Below are 19,346 nucleotides of genomic sequence, written 5' to 3'. Positions count from 1 at the left end.
GCATTATAGCGACCTCTTCGACCTTGGCAAGGGCTTTTTGAATTTCTTTTTCCGAGAAAAACTCGTTGAAAATCAATCGCTTATCTTGCCATCTCGCTGCGCTTTGCGTTGCCGCTCAAGCAGCGAGGGCGCGAACTATACGAGCCCCCAAGGGCCTTCGCAAGCACTTTCTGGAAAAAGTTAAATTTCCTTCCCCCACCGGCGTTTTCGAGCAATAGAAGCCCCGGGCCACCATGGGTAGCCCGTCACTTTCGTTCAGGGGATTCCTTCAGGATAGTGTCAGCTTGGGAAACTGCCAAACGGCAAAGGAAGAAATGCCGGCCAATCACGCAGCGACTGGCCAGTGTCTATACAGGTTAGTGTTTATCACTGCCTGAGGGCTGCCCGTCATTATCTCCCTCTTGTACGGCATCCTCCGCGCTCGCTTCGGGAGCGCCACCTACCGCAGAAGGCGCCGCGGCTTTTTGGCGACCACGCAGAGTTGTCCAGACCCACATGGCAGGGCCAGAAAAGGTGTAGATGATAGCGATCACCAGCAACACCCGAGGGGGATCAATGGTCACCAGACTGAACACCAGGATGATGGCAAGCATCATCACAAAAGGAACCCGGCCTTTGAAGTCGAGCTTCTTGAAACTGGAATAGCGGAAATTAGACACCATCAACAGGCCCGCCGCAGCTGTGACCAGAGCCGCAACAACCCCCAACCCGGTGCCGATTTCAGCATCGTGCCCCGCCCATACCATGCTGGCGACAATGGCCGCGGCCGTAGGACTCGCCAGCCCGATAAACACGCCTTTATCGACCGTATCCACCTGGGTATTGAAGCGAGCCAGCCTCAACGCGGCGCAGGCGGCATAGAGAAATGCCGCCGCCCAGCCAAGCTTGCCGAGGGGACCCAACCCCCAACTGAATACCACCAATGCAGGCGCCAGGCCGAAAGACACCATGTCAGAAAGGGAGTCGTACTGAACCCCAAATGCACTCTGGGTGTCCGTAAGCCGCGCAACCCTGCCATCCAGACCATCCAGGATCATGGCAGCAAAAATGGCGATGGCCGCCGCCTCGAAGTTCCCACTCATGCCGGCAATAATGGCGTAGAAGCCACTGAACAGTGCACCGGTGGTAATCAGGTTCGGCAGCAGGTAGACACCCTTCGCACGCACCTTCTTACCACTCGCGGACACCTCTTCTTCCACATGCTCATCCACCGGCAGGCGGATTTCTTCTTCGGACCGAGGGCTCTCTGCCCGGTTGCCCTGTTTTTCGCTCATACAAGCTTCCTTAAAAACCACGAATTGGTTACACACCGGGAGTGTACAGTGGCGAACCGGCAAAAAAAAAGCGGCGGGACCGCAAAGTCCCGCCGCTTTTTGCTCGAAGGCCAGTATTTAGCTGTTGCCTTCGGTCTTGTCGATGATCTTGTTCGCCTTGATCCAGGGCATCATCGAGCGCAGCTTGGCACCAACTTCTTCGATCTGGTGCTCACCGCCAATACGACGCTCTGCTTTCAGGCGCGGCTGGCCAGCGAGGGATTCCAGCATGAAGTCCTTGGCGAATTTGCCGGTCTGAATATCTTTCAGTACGCGCTTCATTTCCGCTTTGGTTTCTTCGGTCACGATGCGCGGTCCGGTTACGTAATCACCGTACTCTGCAGTATTGGAGATAGAGTAGCGCATATCGGCGATGCCGCCCTGATACATCAGGTCAACAATCAGCTTCAGCTCGTGCAGACACTCGAAGTAGGCCATTTCCGGGGCGTAACCCGCTTCGGTCAAGGTCTCGAAGCCCGCCTGAACCAGTGCGGACACACCACCACAAAGTACCGCCTGCTCACCGAACAGGTCGGTTTCGGTCTCTTCGCGGAAGTTGGTTTCGATGATACCGGAACGGCCGCCGCCATTGGCAGAAGCGTAGGACAGAGCCAGCTCTTTCGCTTTGCCAGAAGCATTCTGATAGATCGCGATCAGGGTCGGCACACCGCCACCTTCGAGGTAGGTGGAGCGCACAGTGTGGCCCGGACCTTTCGGTGCGATCATGATTACGTCCACATCCTTCGGCGGCTCGATCAGCTCGAAATGCACATTGAAGCCGTGTGCAAACGCCAGTGCAGCGCCGGATTTCAGGTTCGGAGCAACCTGCTCGCGGTATACCGCCGCCTGGTATTCATCCGGGGCCAGGATCATGACTACATCCGCGTCTTTCACTGCATCGGCCACTTCGGCAACACGCAGGCCAGCTTTTTCAGCCTTGGCCCAGGAAGCAGAGCCCTTGCGCAGACCAACGACAACATTGCTTACGCCGGAATCTTTCAGGTTGTTTGCATGGGCGTGGCCTTGAGAGCCGTAGCCGATGATGGCAACGGTTTTGGATTTGATCAAAGAGAGATCACAATCTTTATCGTAATAAACTTGCATAACTTACTTCCTGCTAAATGTGCTTTGAATTTCCGGCTCCGGGCTCGACAGCCTGAAGCCTACACTTCGATTTTTGACACTCAAATACTGAGGATCTTCTCACCGCGAGCGATCCCTGAAACACCGGAACGAACCACTTCCATAATGGTGTGCTCGCCCAGCGCCTGTAAGAAAGCGTCCAGTTTTTCACTGGTACCAGATACCTGAACCGTGTACATGTTGCTGGTGACATCGACAATCTGACCGCGGAAAATATCCACACTGCGTTTGACTTCGTCACGCTGTGCTCCGGTCGCGCGCACTTTCACCAGCAACAGCTCGCGCTCAATATGGGAACCTTCGGTAAGGTCCACCAGCTTTACCACATCGATCAATTTGTTCAGATTCTTGGTGATCTTTTCGATCTTGTGGTCGTCCCCGATGGTTGTCAGCGTCAGACGCGACAAGGTCGCGTCTTCGGTTGGCGCTACCGTGAGGCTTTCAATGTTGTAGCCTCGCTGGGAAAACAGGCCAACCACCCGCGACAATGCACCGGGCTCGTTCTCCATCAGAACTGATATGATTCTGCGCATCCTGTTTATCTCCCTTTTACGTCCGTTCCGTTTTGCTGAGCCACATATCCCGCATGGAGCCCGTGGGCATCACCTGCATGGGATAAACGTGTTCAGCCGGATCGACATAAACGTCGATAAACACAGTGCGGTCCTTGATCGCGAACGCCTCTTCGAGCTTGCCGTGCAGCTCGTCGCGGTGCTCGATCTTCATACCGAGGTGCCCGTAGGCTTCCGCCAGCTTGATGAAGTCCGGCAGGGAGTCTTCATACACACTGTTGGACAGGCGCCCTTCGTACTGCATTTCCTGCCACTGCTTCACCATGCCCAAAGCCTGGTTGTTCAGGCACAGAATTTTTACCGGAAGATTGTACTGGGTAGCCGTAGACAGCTCCTGAATACACATCTGGATACTGCCTTCACCAGTAACACAGACCACCTCCGCATCCGGGTAGGCGGCTTTCACCCCCAGCGCAGCGGGCAGGCCGAAGCCCATGGTGCCGAGACCGCCTGAGTTGATCCAGCGGCGCGGCTTGTCGAACAGGTAATACTGCGCCGCGAACATCTGGTGCTGACCAACATCCGAGGTCACGTAGGCATCACCTTTGGTGATCTGATGCACCGCACTGATCACTTCCTGCGGCATGATCATATCGCCATCGGTGCGGTAGCGCGGGGCAGTGTACAGGCCGTGACGTTCACGCCAGTCATCGATCTGACGCCACCAGTCGACGATGGCAGACTGATCCGGCATTTCCTTCGAAGCCTTCAGCATCTCCAGCATTTCGGTCAGCACCGACTGCACCGTACCCACGATAGGCACATCGGCAGTGATGGTTTTGGAAATGGAAGCCGGATCCACATCGATATGAATGACCTTGGCGCCGGGGCAGAACTTGCTCGGGGTGTTGGTCACCCGGTCGTCAAAGCGCGCGCCCACCGCAAAAATCACATCGGCGTGGTGCATGGCGGTATTGGCCTCAAAGGTGCCGTGCATACCCAGCATACCCAGGAAGCGCTTGTCGGTACCCGGATAGGCACCCAGTCCCATCAGGGTATTGGTCACCGGGTAATTCAGGCGCTGCGCCAGTTCGGTCAACAAATCGGCAGCATCGCCCTGTACCACACCGCCACCGGCATAGATCACCGGGCGCTTGGCGGATAGCAGCAAGGCTACCGCCTTGCGGATCTGGCCAGTGTGACCTTTACCCGCCGGGGTATAGGAGCGCATGCGCAACTTGTCCGGATACTGGTACGGGAAGCGGTCTACCGGGTTGGTAATATCCTTTGGGACGTCGATGACTACCGGGCCAGGACGGCCGGTAGACGCGATATAAAAGGCTTTTTTGACGATCTCGGGAATCTCTTCCGCGTTTTTGACCAGGAAGCTGTGTTTAACGATCGGGCGGGAGCAGCCCACCATATCCGTTTCCTGGAAAGCGTCTTCACCAATCTTGTCAGAAGGCACCTGCCCGGAGATCACCACCATGGGAATAGAGTCCATGTAGGCGGTGGCAATACCGGTGATGGCATTGGTGGCCCCGGGACCAGAGGTGACCAGCACCACGCCAGTCTTGCCGGTAGCACGGGCATAGCCATCCGCCGAGTGGGTTGCCCCCTGCTCGTGACGTACTAAAAGATGCTTGATGCTCTTCTGCCGAAAAATGGCATCGTATATATGCAGTGCCGAACCGCCGGGATAACCGAAAATCAGGTCTACCCCTTCATCCTGCAGCGCGCGAACCAACATATCGCCGCCGGAGAGTAATTCCACTTGAGCCCCCTCAAAATTTCCCAATTCTTAGGATCCGCATCATCCACAAACCACAGAATAGCCGGGCGGCGCGAAAGCCAGACGGCGATTCTAAAGGAAAAGCGTGATAAATATCAGCCTTAAACGCAGATTCAGCCCGTTTTTTAGGATAACTTCACGGCAACGCAAAATCTGCGTGGTCCCCGACCGGTAGCGGAACCGGAGCGCGGGCACCAAGGCCTCCAGATGGGGAGGGCCTCCTCGGCAGGAGGAGGTGGGCGGTTAACCCACCGGGGAGAGAGTGCGAGCCGCAGGGTGTTGCGGGAACATCTACTTCGCCGAGTAAGGGGCAAATTGTCCAGTTTGTGACCCGGGTGTCAACCAGTGATCGGCGCCAGCGATACTCCGGGCACCTTTCCTGCGTATAAAGTGTTAACTGGGTTGCGATGTCCCCACCCCTGCCCGTTACAATGCGGATGCTACGCGAATTTCGCGCCAGCCCGATACCAATACAAAATGACAAGAATACTCACAGATCAAGGCGGCTCTCCCATGCGCACTTTAGTTACAACACTCACCCTGTCGCTGAGCCTGCTGGCGGCGGCCGCACAGGCCGATGGTATATACAAGTGGGTGGACGAGGATGGCGTGGTGCACTTTGGTTCTCAGCCTCCCCAGAAGGAAAAGGTAGAGGTGGTGAAAGCACCCAAATCGGCGCGCTACAAACACTGGCAGAGTGAACAGCAGGCGCTGGTCGACAAGCGCAAACTGGAAACCGCCGCCGAAGCGGAGAAGAACAAGCCGGCTACCCAGGCGGCACAGCCCACCCAGCAAACGGGGCAGGACACCGCGAACAACCGGCCCAGTGACGCCGAGATGGCCGCCCGCGCTCAGCGCTGCCGCAGCGCACAACAGCGGATTCAGGAACTGGAAAGCCACGCACGGATACGCGAAATCGACGCCAGCGGCAATTACCGCGTGCTGCCAGAAGAGGAGCGCCAGCAGCGCATCCAGCGAACCCGCCAAATCCTGCAGACAAACTGCTGATATCTGGCCCTATACGGCGCCCCTACCCGGCGGGAGCACTCTTCTCCGCCGGGCCACCCCTCTCAAACTGCTTCCCTCCAGCGTAATCCCTTCCCAGGTACAGATACATCGCCGGCACCACAAACAGGGTAAACAGGGTGCCGATACTCATACCCGACGCCACCACCAAGCCCATGGCAAACCGCGCTCCGCCGCCGGGCCCCGCTGCAAGCAACAATGGCACCATTGCCAGTACCAGTGAGGCCGTCGTCATCAGAATCGGACGCAAACGGATACTCGAAGCCTCCTCAATCGCCTCGCGCTTGCTCCGGCCCTGCAGTTGCAACTGATTGGCAAACTCCACGATCAGGATACCGTGCTTGGAAATAACCCCAATCAAGGTCACCAATCCAACCTGCGTGTAAATGTTCAATGTGGTCAACCCGAGGCTGACAAAGATCATCGCCCCGCACACGCTCATGGGGACAGTCACCAGCATGATCAGCGGGTCGCGCCAGGACTCGAACTGGGCGGCGAGAACCAGGTAGATCACGATCATGGCAAAGGCAAACGTCAGCAGTAGATCCGAACCTTCATTTTTATATTGACGGGACTGGCCGGAATAGTCCGTGGAATATTCTCGTGGGAGTATTTCCTCCGCTGCCGATTCAAGCACACCCAAGGCTTCGCCCAGGGGAATCCCCGGGCGCGGCACGCCGGAGATGGTCACCGCATTCAATTGTTGGAAGCGTTTCAACTGCTGAGGCTCGACGGTTTCGCGCAGGCGCACCAGGGTCGACAGGGGCACCAGGGTTCCGTCGCCGGCGCGGATATAGTACTGCTTCAGTTGATCGCCGCTCAGGCGATTCGCCCGCACCACCTGCGGAATCACCTTGTAACTTCGGTTTTCCAGCGAAAAGCGATTGGTGTAGGCCCCGGACATCATGGAGCCCAGCTCCCTCGCCACATCCGCCATGGTTACACCGATAGACGCCGCCTTATCGCGGTCGATCACCACCGAGAGGCGCGGCTTGTCCAGCTTCAAATTCGAATCGAGAAAAATAAACTTACGGCTTTCCAGCGCCCGCGCCATGATTTCTTCCGAAAATCCCGCAAGGCTGGCAATGGGTTCGGTGGTGCCTATCACGAACTCTACCGGTAATTGACCACCAGCTGTGGGCAGACTCGGCGGCACAAATGTCGCGATTTTGAGCCCCGCAATCTGTGACACCTCATTGTTGATCAGCAACTGCATTTCATGGGTGCCTTTATCCCGCTTGTTCCAGGAAGACAACACAAAACCGGCAATGGCGCTGTTGCTGCTGTCTCCGGAACCACCCACACCGTTCAGAAGAAACAGGTTTTCCACCTCGGGATGACGATCGCGCACGCCATTGATCTCCGCGGTGTACTGCTCCATATAATCGATGGTGGCGAAAGAGTCCGCACTGGCGATACCCAACACAAAGCCGCGATCTTCTTTGGGCTCAAGCTCGCTGGGAGAAGTGATAAACAGGAAGTAACAGCTGGCGAGTACGATCAGCCCGAACAGCAGGATCACCAGGCGATCATCCAGCGCACCATGCAGGCGGCGACGATAAGTGGATTCCAGCCCATCAAGCCTTCGCTCCAGCCAGACTTCAAAGCGGTTGCTGCGCCTGCCATCCTGCGGCTTCAGCACCTTTGCCGCCATCATGGGCGACAGCGTCAACGCCACCACACCGGACAAGAGCACCGCACCTGCCAGGGAAAATGCAAACTCCACAAACAACGTGCCCGTAAGTCCGCCGAGAAAACCGATCGGCAGGTACACCGCAATCAGGGTGGTGGTCATTGCCACAATGGGCCAGGCCAGCTCGCGCGCCCCTTTTAACGCCGCATCCTCTGGTGACATTCCCTCTTCAATATGGCGATGCACGTTCTCCAGCACGATGATGGCATCATCCACCACAATGCCGATCGCCAGTACCATTGCAAGAAGCGTCAACAGGTTGATGGAAAACCCCATCAACAACATCAGGAACATGGCGCCGACCAGTGACAAGGGTACCGCCACTGCCGGAATGATCACGCTGCGCAACGAACCCAGGAACAGGTAGATCACCACGATGACAATCAACACCGCCTCGGCAATGGTCTTGATCACCTCGTTAATGGAGTCCTGAATATACTCGGTGCTGTCGTAGGGGATATCACCAATCATCCCCTCGGGCAGTTGCGGGAAGATTTCGCCGTGCAGTTTTTCCCGCACATCCGCAATGACATCCAGGGCGTTGGCATCGGGGGCCACCTCCACGGCAACAAAGGTTGCCGAACGGCCATTGAAGGTGACCGATGTATCGTAGGATTCCGACCCCAGCTCCACGTCGGCCACATCTTCAAGCCGCACCAACTGATCATCGTCAGCACGCACCACCAGTTTGCGGAACTCGGCTTCCGAGGCGATATCCGTATCTGCACGAATATCGATGGCCACCCGCGTGCCCTTGGTTTCCCCCACGGCCGCAAGCACATTGTTTTGCCGCAGTGCGTTGCTCACATCCCCGGGGGTTACACCCTGCGCGGCCATAGCTTCTGGCCGTAACCAGATGCGCATGGCAAAGGTACGGTTGCCAAGCAGCGCTGCGCGCTGCACACCGGCAACCGTAGAAAGCTTGGGCTGCACCACCCGGGTGATGTAATCGGTGATCTCATTGTTATTCAAAATTTCCGAGGAAAACGACAGGTACATAGCGGCGATCGTCTCGCCCACTGCCAGGTCCACCGTCGAGTCTTCGGATTCCAGTGGTAATTCGTTGCGCAGCTTATTGACCTTGGCAACAATCTGGGTGAGCACCTCGTTGGGGTCGTAGTCCAGCCGCACATATGCCTGAATCACCGACACGCCCTGCACACTGGTGGAGACGATATAGTCGAGCCCGTCGGCGCTGGCGATTTCCTGCTCCAGCGGCGTGGTGATAAACCCCTGAACCAAGTCCGAGTCTGCACCCACATACACGGTGGTGATCGTGATCACCGCATTTTCCAGCTCCGGATACTGGCGCACATTCAATTCGGAGGTCGAGCGCAGGCCGAGCAGGAATATAAACAGGCTGACCACACAGGCCAGTACCGGTTTGCGAATAAAGATATCGGTAAAATTCACACGGCATCCTTGCCAGGCTTCGGCGATCGCTAACTGTTATCCGGTTTCGGGGCCAGCTGATCCGGGGGCGGGTTTTCATTGTTGATGATCACCGCGCCTTCGTTGCGCAGCTTCAACAGCCCGCTGGTTGCCACCTGCTCTCCCGCTTTTACGCCCTCGGTAATCTCAATCAGGTCACCGCGTACTTCTCCCGTCTTCACAAATCGCTTCATGGCGATCCAGTCAGGCGGCTGCATTTCCTGCCCCTGCCGGTTTCTCGCACCTGCGTTTGCTTTTTCCCAGGCCTCTTTGTCCGCTTTGCGAATGACAAAAATGGAATTGCCATAAGGGGCATAGCTAATCGATGTGCGCGGCACCACGACGACGGTACGGAAATTTTCCACTTTAACCGACACATCCGCGAACATTCCCGGGCGCAACAGCTGCTCGGCATTCTCCAGGGTGGCCTGTAGGATGAACGTACGATTGCGGGGGTCGATGGTGGGGTTGATGGCGGTGATCCGCCCCTGAAATGTCTTCTCCGGAACCGCGGTTGCGATCAGTGTGACGCCCTGCCCCTGTTGCACACGGGAAAAATCCCGTTCGGAAAGTGAGAAGTCTACGAAGATGGGTTGCAGCTGCTGCAGGGAAACCACCGCATCGCCCGGTGCTACATTCTGCCCGAGATCGATCTGCCGGATTCCCAGCTGGCCGGAAAACGGAGCGCTGATGGTTCGCTCGCGAATGGTGGCGCGCTGTACCGCCAGATTGGCCACTACCTGATCCAGGGTGGCCTGGGCTTGATCCAGTTCGCGCAGGGTCGCCACGCCTTTCTCATACAGCTCGGAAATACGCTTGAAATCCCGCTCGGCCAAGCGCCGCTCAGCTTCAAGCACTTCAATCTGTGCCGTTTCCGGCGCCGCCGTCAGCTCTGCCAACACGGTGCCTTTATTGACCCGCTGACCGGATTCAAAATAAATGGCTTGAACCTCCCCCTGTGCCTGGGTGGTCACATCTACGCCGTTGACGGCGCGCAGGCTGCCCACGGCGCTCAGAGTGTTCTGCCAACGCTGCTGCTCGGCCCGGGCCGTGGTAACGGTAGCGGGCGGCAACGCCATGTTGTCCAGAGCCTGGTTCATCATGTAGTTGCCGAACACTTTGAACGCAAAAATACCGCCAAAAACCAGCAGGCAACCCAGCAGCATCCACAGCATGCGCCGGTTAAAGATCTGCCCTGCCAGTGCCATACGTCAAATCCATTGATTACTGCCCGTCCGTGGGCATGCCCCTACTACAACAGACGGTACTATTTACTAAATACCGCTTTGTCTCCTTCCAGCGTCGCGTGAATAGTATCGCCCGAGACAAATTTCCCGGAGAGCACATCCTGTGCCAACGGGTTTTCCAGCCACATCTGGATTGCACGTTTCAGCGGCCGCGCACCGTAGACCGGATCGAATCCGACATCGGCTAATTTGTCGAGCAGCTCCTCGGAAACATCCATTTTCAAATCCCGCTCCGCCAACCGGTTGCGCAGATTCTGCAGCTGAATCTCTGCGATGGAACGCACCTCGGTACGATCCAGCGGGTGGAACACCACTACCTCGTCGATGCGGTTGATAAATTCCGGGCGGAAGTGACTGCCCACCACATCCATCACCGCGGCCTTCATCTGCCGATAGTGGATTTCGCTATCCACCTCATCGTCGTCTTTGACACTGGCGTACTTCTGAATCAGGTCCGAGCCCAGGTTAGACGTCATCACCACCACGGTGTTGCGGAAGTCGACGGTGCGACCTTGACCATCGGTCAGGCGACCATCTTCCAGTACCTGCAACAGGATGTTGAATACGTCCGGGTGCGCCTTTTCCACTTCGTCCAGCAGCAGCACAGAGTATGGCTTGCGCCGTACGGCTTCGGTGAGGTAACCGCCCTCCTCGTAACCCACATACCCCGGAGGCGCGCCGATCAGGCGGGCGACAGAATGTTTCTCCATAAACTCCGACATATCCATACGCACCATGGCGTCTTCGGTGTCAAACAGGAATTCCGCCAATGCCTTGCACAGCTCTGTCTTGCCCACCCCGGTAGGGCCGAGAAACAGGAAAGAACCATTCGGGCGATTGGGGTCTGCGAGCCCGGCGCGGGAACGACGCACCGCGTTGGACACGGCTTCCACCGCCTCGTCCTGACCGATCACTCGGTCGTGTAAGGCTCCTTCCATTTTCAGCAGCTTCTCGCGCTCGCCTTCGAGCATTTTGGACACAGGAATTCCGGTCCAGCGGGAGACAACTTCCGCCACTTCTTCATCGGTAACCCGGTTGCGCAGCAACTGGTTATCACTGGTATCACTGGTGTCCGATGCCAGCTTCAGCTGTTGCTCCAGCTGCGGAATCACTCCGTACTGGATTTCCGACATGCGGGTCAGGTCGCCCGCGCGGCGCGCCGCATCCATATCCAGCTTGGCCTGCTCCAGCTTGTTCTTGATGTCCGCACTACCGGCCAGCTTGGCTTTTTCCGCCTTCCAGATTTCTTCCAGATCGGCATATTCTTTTTCGATGCCGTCGATGTCTTCCTCGAGTTTTTGCAGGCGTTTTTTTGCGGCCTCGTCGTCTTTGTCTTTTTTCACCGCTTCGCGCTCGATCTTGAGCTGAATCAGTCGGCGTTCCAGTTTGTCCATTTCCTCGGGTTTGGAGTCGATCTCCATACGAATCCGGCTGGCCGCTTCGTCGATCAGGTCAATGGCCTTGTCCGGCAGCTGGCGGTCGGTGATATAACGTTGGGACAGTTTGGTGGCGGCGATGATCGCCGAATCGGTGATGTCCACGCCGTGGTGGACCTCATAGCGCTCTTTGAGCCCACGCAGGATCGCGATGGTGTCTTCTTCACTGGGCTCATCCACCAGCACCTTCTGAAAGCGCCGTTCCAGTGCTGCGTCTTTTTCAATATATTGTCGATATTCGTTCAGGGTGGTGGCGCCGACGCAGTGCAGTTCGCCGCGAGCCAACGCCGGCTTCAGCATATTGCCCGCATCCATGGCACCCTCGGCCTTGCCAGCGCCGACCATGGTGTGCAATTCGTCGATAAACAGAATGACGCGGCCTTCCTGTTTGGACAGCTCGTTCAGCACCGCTTTCAGGCGCTCTTCAAACTCACCACGGAACTTGGCACCGGCCAATAGGGAGCCGAGATCCAGGGAAAGCAGGCGCTTGTCTTTCAGGCCTTCGGGGACTTCGCCGTTTACGATCCGCTGGGCAAGTCCTTCAACGATGGCGGTTTTGCCCACACCCGGCTCGCCGATCAGTACCGGGTTGTTCTTGGTGCGGCGCTGCAAGACCTGGATAGTGCGGCGTATCTCGTCGTCGCGGCCGATCACCGGGTCGAGCTTGCCCGATTCCGCGCGCGCGGTCAGATCCATGGTGTACTTGTCGAGGGCCTGACGGGCTTCCTCGGCCTGCGGGTCATTGACCTTCTCGTCGCCGCGGATTTTGGTGATGGCATCCTGCAGATGCTTCAGGTCGCCTTGGGCATTGAGGATTTTTGACACTTCGCCGGCGGCAGAGTCGAATGCGGCGAGCAGAACGGTTTCGCTGGAAATAAAACTGTCGCCATTTTTTTGCGCTTTTTTATCCGCCAGATTGAACAGACGCATCAGTTCCTGGGACATGCCGACATCCCCGGTCGGCGTGCCCACGGTAGGCAGGCTGTCGAGGCGCTTGGCCAGGTCATTACGCAGACCGTTAATATTGAAACCGGCCTGGTTCAGAAATGCGGTAACACTACCATTGGACTGGTCCAGCAGTGCCTGCAGCAGATGCTCGGGATAAATCTGGTTGTGGTCGCGGCCGACGGCGATGGATTGTGCGTCGGCAATGGCGGCTTGTAGGGGGTTGGTCATCCGGTCGATGCGCATGGTACTCGGGCCCTCTCCTGATCATGAACGCGTCGAAAACGGAAAAGACGACGCGTGGAAACGCAATGACGAATACAGTCTAGTGCTGATCAGTAATTTGCGGGCTGACGGCGGCTTTTCAAGCGGGAGGAGAGAGCACATCCACCGTTCGGAACGTTATTCAAACCAGATCAGTGAAGCCATTCGGCCGGTATCGCCGTCGCGGCGATAGGAAAAGAACTCGGCGTCTTCACGAACGGTACAGCGGTCACCACCAAAAACCTGCGTGACTCCCAACTCCGCCAGCTCGGCGCGCCCAAGGGCGTAGATATCCGCAAGGAAGTGCAACGGTTTGTTCGCGTGGGGGACAAAGCATTTGGCGATGGCTTCCGCATGGGGTTCGCTCAAGGAAGACTCGAATGCAGCCTCCAATACATCCACCCCACACTCAAATGCTTCAGGCCCGATGGCCGGGCCGAGCCAGACCAGCAAATCTTCCGGTGCACTCGACAGGGCGTGAATCGTCTCGCGGATAACACCACCAGTCAGGCCGCGCCAGCCCGCGTGGATCGCCGCCACTTCAGAGCCATCGCGATTGCACACCAACAGCGGCAGGCAATCGGCGGTGAGCACTGCGCACACAATCTCTTTGTCAGTGGTGAAACTCGCGTCCGCGGTGCGCACCTTGCCATCATTCTGTGCCTGGACCGCCTTATCGCTGTGAATCTGTTCCAGCCATTGCGGCGCACTGGGTAGGCTCAACTCCTGTTGCAGCTGCTGGCGATTTGCGGCCACCGCGTCCGGCGAATCCCCAACGTGGTCGGCAAGATTGAATTCTGCATAGGGTCCCTCACTGCTTCCGTCCCGGCGCAGGGTAACAGCAGCGCGCACGTTGGCGGGCGCAGGCCATTCGGGTTTGAGGTAGTGGTCGGCAGCCATGGGCAATCCTGTGGAAATCAGTGGTTTGTATTCAGCTATTGTCAGCGCGTAACAGCGCGAGTAATTGGAGCATATCCTCCGGCATGGATGCCGACCAGTGCATGGTCTCGGCGGTTACCGGGTGAATAAGTGCCAACTCCGCCGCGTGCAGCGCCTGACGAGGAAACTGCTGCAGTGCTTCGATCAGTTCAGGCTCTGCGCCGGTAGGCAGTTTATTGCGCCCGCCGTACAGCGGATCGCCCACCAGCGGATGACGGATATGCGCCATATGCACGCGGATCTGGTGAGTGCGGCCGGTTTCCAGCTGGCAGCGCACCAGGGTGTGACCGCGAAATCGCTCCTGCAGACGATAGTGAGTAATCGCTTCCTTCGCCCCCGCACTGGCATTCGGCAGTACCGCCATTTTCAGGCGGTGTACACGGTGGCGCCCCATGGGGGCGTCGACGGTACCGCCACCACTCAGGGTGCCGAGCACAACGGCATCATACTGGCGGCTGACGGTGCGGGCCTTGAGCTGGTTCACCAGGTCGGCCTGCGCCTGCAGTGTTTTTGCCACCACCATCAGGCCACTGGTGTCTTTATCGAGACGGTGCACTATGCCAGCGCGGGGAATATTCTGCTGCCCCGCGCAGTGCGCCAGCAAGCCATTCAGCAATGTACCGTCGGGGTTGCCCGCTGCGGGGTGTACTACCAGGCCCGCCGGTTTATTGACCACCAGCAGACTGTCGTCTTCGTAGACAATATTCAGGTCCATCGCCTGAGCTTGCCACTCGCCCTGGGGCTCCAGTTCCGCGCGCAACTGGAGCTGCTCGCCGCCAAACAGCTTGTCTTTGGGCTTGTGGGAGCGTCCGTCGACCGTGAGCTGGCCGCCTTTTATCCAGGCCTGAAGACGCGCGCGGGAAAAATCAGGGATCAAATCCGCTGCGATCTGGTCAAACCGTTGCCCGGCGTACTCCGCGGGCACTTGAATATCGATATGTATTTGATTGCTCATCCGAGAGGGTCTAGTGTCCTGTAACACAATAAATGTGGTTGTCAGCAGGCCGCTGGTACTTTGGGCTGGCGAGGCGCTGTGGTTAAATAGCTGCCCTTCGGCCCCCGGTGAATTTTGGGCGGCTAGTTTAATAAGGTTGAGACGAATAATGATAGAGCGAGGGGCGATGTGGTCCTGGAATAATCAGGCCTGGAAAACGCTATTGCTGGCAATGCTGGCTGTATTGGTAGCCTCGTGCGCCAGTACCGATGAAGAAGAAGAGGGGCTTCCCTCTGGAAACCGCACCGAGCAGGCCTTCTACGAAGCCGCCCAGCGGCAGCTCAAATCCAGCCAGTGGGAGCTGGCGATCAAGAACCTGCGGGCCCTGGAAGACAACTTCCCCTTTGGCAATTACGCCGAACAGGCTCAATTAGAACTGATCTACGCCTATTATCGCGATTACCAGAATGATGCGGCAATTTCCGCAGCAGACCGGTTTATCCGTCTGCACCCGCAGCATCGCAACGTGGATTACGCCTATTACATGAAGGGGCTGGCGTCCTTTACCGAAGGCAGTGGCCTGTTTGAGCGCTTTTTGCCCACGGACATGACCCGCCGCGACCCGGGCTCAGCACGGGAATCCTTCGCCTATTTTGCCCAGTTGATGGCGCGCTACCCGGAGAGCCGTTACGCCCCGGACGCCCAAAAGCGCATGATCCATCTGCGCAACCTGCTGGCCCGCTACGAAATTCACGTGGCCAACTACTACTTCAAGCGCAACGCCTACCTGGCCGCCGCCAACCGCGGCCGCTATGTAGTGGAAAACTTCCAGCAGACCCCGGCGGTGCCGGATGCGCTGGCAGTGATGGTGCAGTCATACAACCTGTTGGAAATGCCACAGTTAGAGTCGACCTCGCTGGCCGTACTGCGCACCAACTACCCGCACCACCCGGCGTTCCGCGACGACGGCTCCTTTAATTACAAGTACTACGCGGGCGCCAGCGGCCGCAGCTTTATCCACCGCATCACCCTCGGCCTGTTCGAGAAGTCTGATCCGCGTGGGTTCGACAGCCGCGAGCTGTACAACGCCGAGTACCGCCCGGAAGATGCACCTCTGCCGCCGGAGCTCTGATCGCTGATCCGAAGGACCGGCAACAAAAAAGGCCCCACTGGTACCAGCGGGGCCTTTTTTATTTGGACGAATGGAGAGCAAACAAGCTCTGCGGACGCTACTCTCCCGCCTGCCAGCCGTTGGTGATGGGGTAGCGTCGGTCTCGCCCGAAGCCACGCTTCGAAATCCGCACGCCCACGGCGGCCTGGCGGCGCTTGTACTCATTGCGGTCCACCAGACGAACCACGCGCATCACGGTCGCTTCATCAAAACCTTTGCGGATGATGTATGCGGCACTGTGATCCTCATCGATATACAGCCGCAGGATCTCATCCAGTATCTCGTAGGGTGGCAGGCTGTCGGAATCCACCTGGTCCGGCGCCAATTCGGCGCTGGGCTCGCGCGTGATCACCGTCTCCGGGATGACCGGTGAAACGGTATTACGGTACCGGGACAATTCGTACACCAGGATCTTGGGGACGTCCTTGAGAGCGTTGTAGCCACCGACCATATCCCCGTAGAGCGTGGCATAACCCACTGCCATCTCGCTTTTGTTGCCGGTTGTCAGCACCATAAAGCCTTTCTTGTTGGAAATGGCCATCAGCAACATGCCGCGGGCACGCGCCTGCAGGTTTTCTTCCGTGGTATCCCGCTCACTACCGGCAAACTCGTTCTCCAGTGCCAGCATGGCCGCGTCAAAGATCCCCTCAATGCCGATTACCCGATAGTGCACACCCAATCGGGTGGCCTGGTCGGCAGCGTCGTTTTTCGACAGGTCCGAGGTATAGCGGAATGGCATCATCACCGCTTCGACCCGATCCGGGCCCAGCGCATCCACCGCTACCGCCAGTGTCAGTGCCGAGTCAATCCCGCCCGACAACCCCAGTACCACGCCCCTGAAGCCATTCTTGTTCACATAATCGCGCACACCGAGTACCAGTGCCTGGTACACCGAGGCCAGCCCATCGAGTGGCTTGGCATCATTCCCTTTGGCAAGTGTCACCCGATCGCCTGCGGCCTCCACCGTCACCGGCAGCAGGCTCTCGATAAACTCCGGCGCGCGAGCGCTCAACTCGCCATTCTCATCGACGGCAAAGGAACCGCCGTCGAATACCAGTTCGTCCTGCCCACCCACAGAATTGACATAGACAATAGGCATCTTGCCGGCCTTCGCCTGCCCGCCAAGCAGCGCGAGCCGCTCCTGAGCCTTACCCCGATGGAATGGGGACGCGTTGATATTCAACATCAGCCGGGCCCCAGCGCGCTCCGCCTGGGCAATGGGCTCCGGGTGCCATATATCTTCACAGATGGTGATAGCGGTCGGTATCCCCTTGATATCCACCACGCAAGGCTGATCACCGGGCACAAAATAGCGCAGCTCATCGAACACCTGGAAGTTGGGAAGTTTCTGCTTGGCGTACTCGGCCACCAGCTCGCCATCCTGAATCAGGCCCGCTACGTTCAGTACCGTGCCGGCAACCACCCGGGGATAACCCACCAGAACCGCGCAGGGCAGATTCGCCTCCCGCAGCCTGGCTAGGGCGGCGTCAATACGCTTCTGCATACTCGGGCGCAACAGAAGGTCTTCCGGGGGATAGCCACACAGGGTCAACTCCGGAAACAGCACCAGATCCGCGCCGTGTTCCCGGTGCGCGCGGCCGGCGACTTCGACCACCTGGTCGGTATTACCGGGAATATCCCCCACCAACAGATTGATTTGCGCCAGCACTAGCTGCAAAGTAGACATCTTATTACCCCGTTAATCTGAGGCGGCTATTGTAGCCACGACACCCGGGCGCACAACATCTGCCCGGCACTGGCTTTGCCATTCGCCACAGATCAATAGCAATAAAAGCACAGCGAGAACAAAAAGTGAGCAGCCAGACTGTATCCGACGCTGCGATACCCCGGGACAACACACCTGCGCAAGCTCCAGCCCCCCACAACGCCGAACTACCCCGCCCTCGCCTGCGCCAGCGGGACCTGCTCAAGATCTACGCTTGGTACCGGGTGGTTATCGCGCTGGTTCTCCTGGGGTTATTTGCCTCGGGGATTAGCCGCGGCGCCGTGGGCACCCTGCACCCCGCGCTGTACCTGAATACCGCGATCACTTACGCAGTACTCAATATCGCGTGGCTGCTGTATCTCTACCCCAGCCACTTCAAGGCATCCCCTTTGCGGAAAGGCAGCATCCTCAGCTGCGATATTCTGGTATTCCTACTGTTGATCCAGGCCAGCGGCGGCCTCAACTCCGGCGTCGGTTATTTGATGCTGACAACCTGCGCGGTAGGATCACTGCTGCTGGACCGCAGGATGGGCGCGTTCCTCGCCGCCATCGCCAGTATTGCGGTGATTATCCAACAGCTGTTCGGACTGCTCACCGGAGAAGCCACCACACAAGACATCGTCTCGGCAGGCAGCCTCGGTATTCTGCTGTTCACCTGTGTCACCGCGCTGCAGTACCTGTCCGCGCACATCCGTATCGCCAACCAGAAAGCAGAGCAGGAACGACGGCAGGCTGCGCATCTTCAGCGGTTGACGCAGCAGATTGTGGCTCAGATGCAAACCGGTGTGTTGGTGCTCGACGGCCAGGGGAATGCCGAGCTTATCAACCGCTCTGCGCAGCAATTACTCGGTGTAAACCGCATCGTCGGCGGGCAACTGAGCCCGACCTTAAATGAATCTCTGGAGGCCCTGCGGCGGCAATCCGGTTCCCACAGCGGCATCATCCAGGGGGCAGGGCACAGCGAACTGCGTGCTAGTGTCACCAGCCTGTCCAATGATCGCACCAGTGAAAACAGACGCAGTACCCTTGTATTCCTTGAGGACAACCGCAAACTTTCCCAGCAGGCACAACAATTAAAGCTCGCGTCGCTGGGCCGCCTGACCGGCTCTATCGCCCACGAGATACGCAACCCACTGGGGGCCATCAGCCACGCGGCACAACTACTGGCAGAATCCGACTCCATAGGCAACGAAGACCGGCAGTTGACGGAAATCATCAGCCGGCACAGCCAGCGCGTAAATCAGATTGTGGAAAACGTGATGCAGCTTTCCCGACGCCAGCCGCCCGCACCGCAACTGCTCGACCTGCGCCGCTGGACAGAAGAATTTCTGAGGGACTACACCGCAAGCGTATCGCCAGACACCATTATCAAGTACACCGTACCATCCACACCGGTACCGGCGCGCTTCGACCCGAGCCAGATGTCGCAGGTGGTTACCAACCTGTGCAACAACGCCATCAGACATTCGAGTCTGGCAACCGGTGTACCCGAAGTGGAGCTGTCTGTCACTCATATAGCCGACAGGGATTGTGCCCGTCTCGAAATAATCGACATGGGCAACGGTGTTGCCGAAGAGCACGCCGATCAGATTTTTGAACCATTTTTCACCACCGAGTCTTCCGGCGCAGGCCTCGGCCTGTATATTGCCCGGGAGCTGTGCGAGTCCACCCGGGCCAACATCTACTACTGTCGAAGCCAAGACAAGCGCAGCTGCTTCAGAGTAGAATTTTCCCATGCCGACCAGGTCTTTTAAGCACCACTCCTGGCCCCGAC

General features: G+C 57.9%; 14 protein-coding genes. 4 read left to right on the top strand and 10 right to left on the bottom strand.

From position 1 onward, the window contains the following. On the top strand, positions 1-184 hold a 184-nt coding region (locus Q1A74_RS10675), incomplete at its 5' end, for a hypothetical protein (protein ID WP_299595558.1). Between the two features lie 172 nt (positions 185-356). Here the strand turns inward: Q1A74_RS10675 and pssA are convergent. The 4 genes from pssA to Q1A74_RS10655 all read right to left on the bottom strand — a co-directional run bounded on the left by pssA (position 357) and on the right by Q1A74_RS10655 (position 4,742). Then, positions 357-1,274: a CDP-diacylglycerol--serine O-phosphatidyltransferase gene (gene pssA, locus Q1A74_RS10670; RefSeq protein ID WP_299595556.1), complete on the bottom strand. Its 918-nt coding sequence runs from the start codon at positions 1,272-1,274 to the stop codon at positions 357-359. A 117-nt stretch (positions 1,275-1,391) separates the two neighbouring features. Beyond that, positions 1,392-2,417: a ketol-acid reductoisomerase gene (ilvC, locus tag Q1A74_RS10665; protein WP_299595554.1), complete on the bottom strand. Its 1,026-nt coding sequence runs from the start codon at positions 2,415-2,417 to the stop codon at positions 1,392-1,394. A gap of 80 nt (positions 2,418-2,497) precedes the next feature. Beyond that, a complete protein-coding gene (ilvN, locus tag Q1A74_RS10660) occupies positions 2,498-2,989 on the bottom strand; it encodes an acetolactate synthase small subunit (RefSeq protein WP_299595552.1) in 492 nt (163 codons plus the stop codon). Positions 2,990-3,005: 16 nt separating this feature from the next. Further along, positions 3,006-4,742, bottom strand: a complete 1,737-nt coding sequence (locus Q1A74_RS10655; protein ID WP_299595549.1) for an acetolactate synthase 3 large subunit — start codon at positions 4,740-4,742, stop codon at positions 3,006-3,008. 531 nt (positions 4,743-5,273) lie between these two features. Here Q1A74_RS10655 and Q1A74_RS10650 point away from each other — a divergent pair. Then, entirely contained in the window at positions 5,274-5,768 is a 495-nt protein-coding gene (locus Q1A74_RS10650) for a DUF4124 domain-containing protein (protein ID WP_299595547.1), read from the top strand. 22 nt (positions 5,769-5,790) lie between these two features. Here Q1A74_RS10650 and Q1A74_RS10645 read toward each other — a convergent pair whose 3' ends face one another. From Q1A74_RS10645 to rluD, 5 genes are all read right to left on the bottom strand, one after another. Further along, positions 5,791-8,892, bottom strand: coding sequence for an efflux RND transporter permease subunit (locus Q1A74_RS10645; protein WP_299595545.1), 3,102 nt, complete (start codon positions 8,890-8,892; stop codon positions 5,791-5,793). Between the two features lie 29 nt (positions 8,893-8,921). Beyond that, positions 8,922-10,118, bottom strand: coding sequence for an efflux RND transporter periplasmic adaptor subunit (locus Q1A74_RS10640; protein WP_299595543.1), 1,197 nt, complete (start codon positions 10,116-10,118; stop codon positions 8,922-8,924). Positions 10,119-10,177: 59 nt separating this feature from the next. After that, positions 10,178-12,784 (bottom strand): ATP-dependent chaperone ClpB, encoded by a 2,607-nt coding sequence (gene clpB / locus Q1A74_RS10635; protein ID WP_299595541.1) that lies wholly within the window; start codon positions 12,782-12,784, stop codon positions 10,178-10,180. 156 nt (positions 12,785-12,940) lie between these two features. Continuing rightward, a complete protein-coding gene (pgeF, locus tag Q1A74_RS10630) occupies positions 12,941-13,702 on the bottom strand; it encodes a peptidoglycan editing factor PgeF (protein WP_299595539.1) in 762 nt (253 codons plus the stop codon). Between the two features lie 31 nt (positions 13,703-13,733). Then, positions 13,734-14,696 carry a 23S rRNA pseudouridine(1911/1915/1917) synthase RluD gene (gene rluD / locus Q1A74_RS10625; RefSeq protein WP_299595537.1) on the bottom strand — a complete coding sequence of 321 codons (963 nt, stop codon included), beginning with the start codon at positions 14,694-14,696 and terminating at the stop codon, positions 13,734-13,736. A gap of 166 nt (positions 14,697-14,862) precedes the next feature. Between rluD and Q1A74_RS10620 the strand changes: the two genes are divergently transcribed. Beyond that, complete coding sequence (locus Q1A74_RS10620; RefSeq protein ID WP_299595535.1) at positions 14,863-15,807, top strand: outer membrane protein assembly factor BamD; 945 nt, start codon at positions 14,863-14,865, stop codon at positions 15,805-15,807. 97 nt (positions 15,808-15,904) lie between these two features. Here the strand turns inward: Q1A74_RS10620 and Q1A74_RS10615 are convergent, their stop codons facing one another. After that, complete coding sequence (locus Q1A74_RS10615; protein WP_299595533.1) at positions 15,905-17,533, bottom strand: NAD+ synthase; 1,629 nt, start codon at positions 17,531-17,533, stop codon at positions 15,905-15,907. Between the two features lie 125 nt (positions 17,534-17,658). Between Q1A74_RS10615 and Q1A74_RS10610 the strand changes: the two genes are divergently transcribed. Further along, positions 17,659-19,326: an ATP-binding protein gene (locus Q1A74_RS10610; protein ID WP_299595531.1), complete on the top strand. Its 1,668-nt coding sequence runs from the start codon at positions 17,659-17,661 to the stop codon at positions 19,324-19,326. Positions 19,327-19,346 lie beyond the last annotated feature (20 nt).

The organism is uncultured Microbulbifer sp. (genome assembly GCF_947504145.1).
In the GTDB taxonomy this organism is placed as follows: Bacteria; Pseudomonadota; Gammaproteobacteria; order Pseudomonadales; family Cellvibrionaceae; genus Microbulbifer.
The sequence above is the reverse complement of the archived record's forward strand: the minus strand, read 5'-3'. Positions and strand labels throughout refer to the sequence as shown.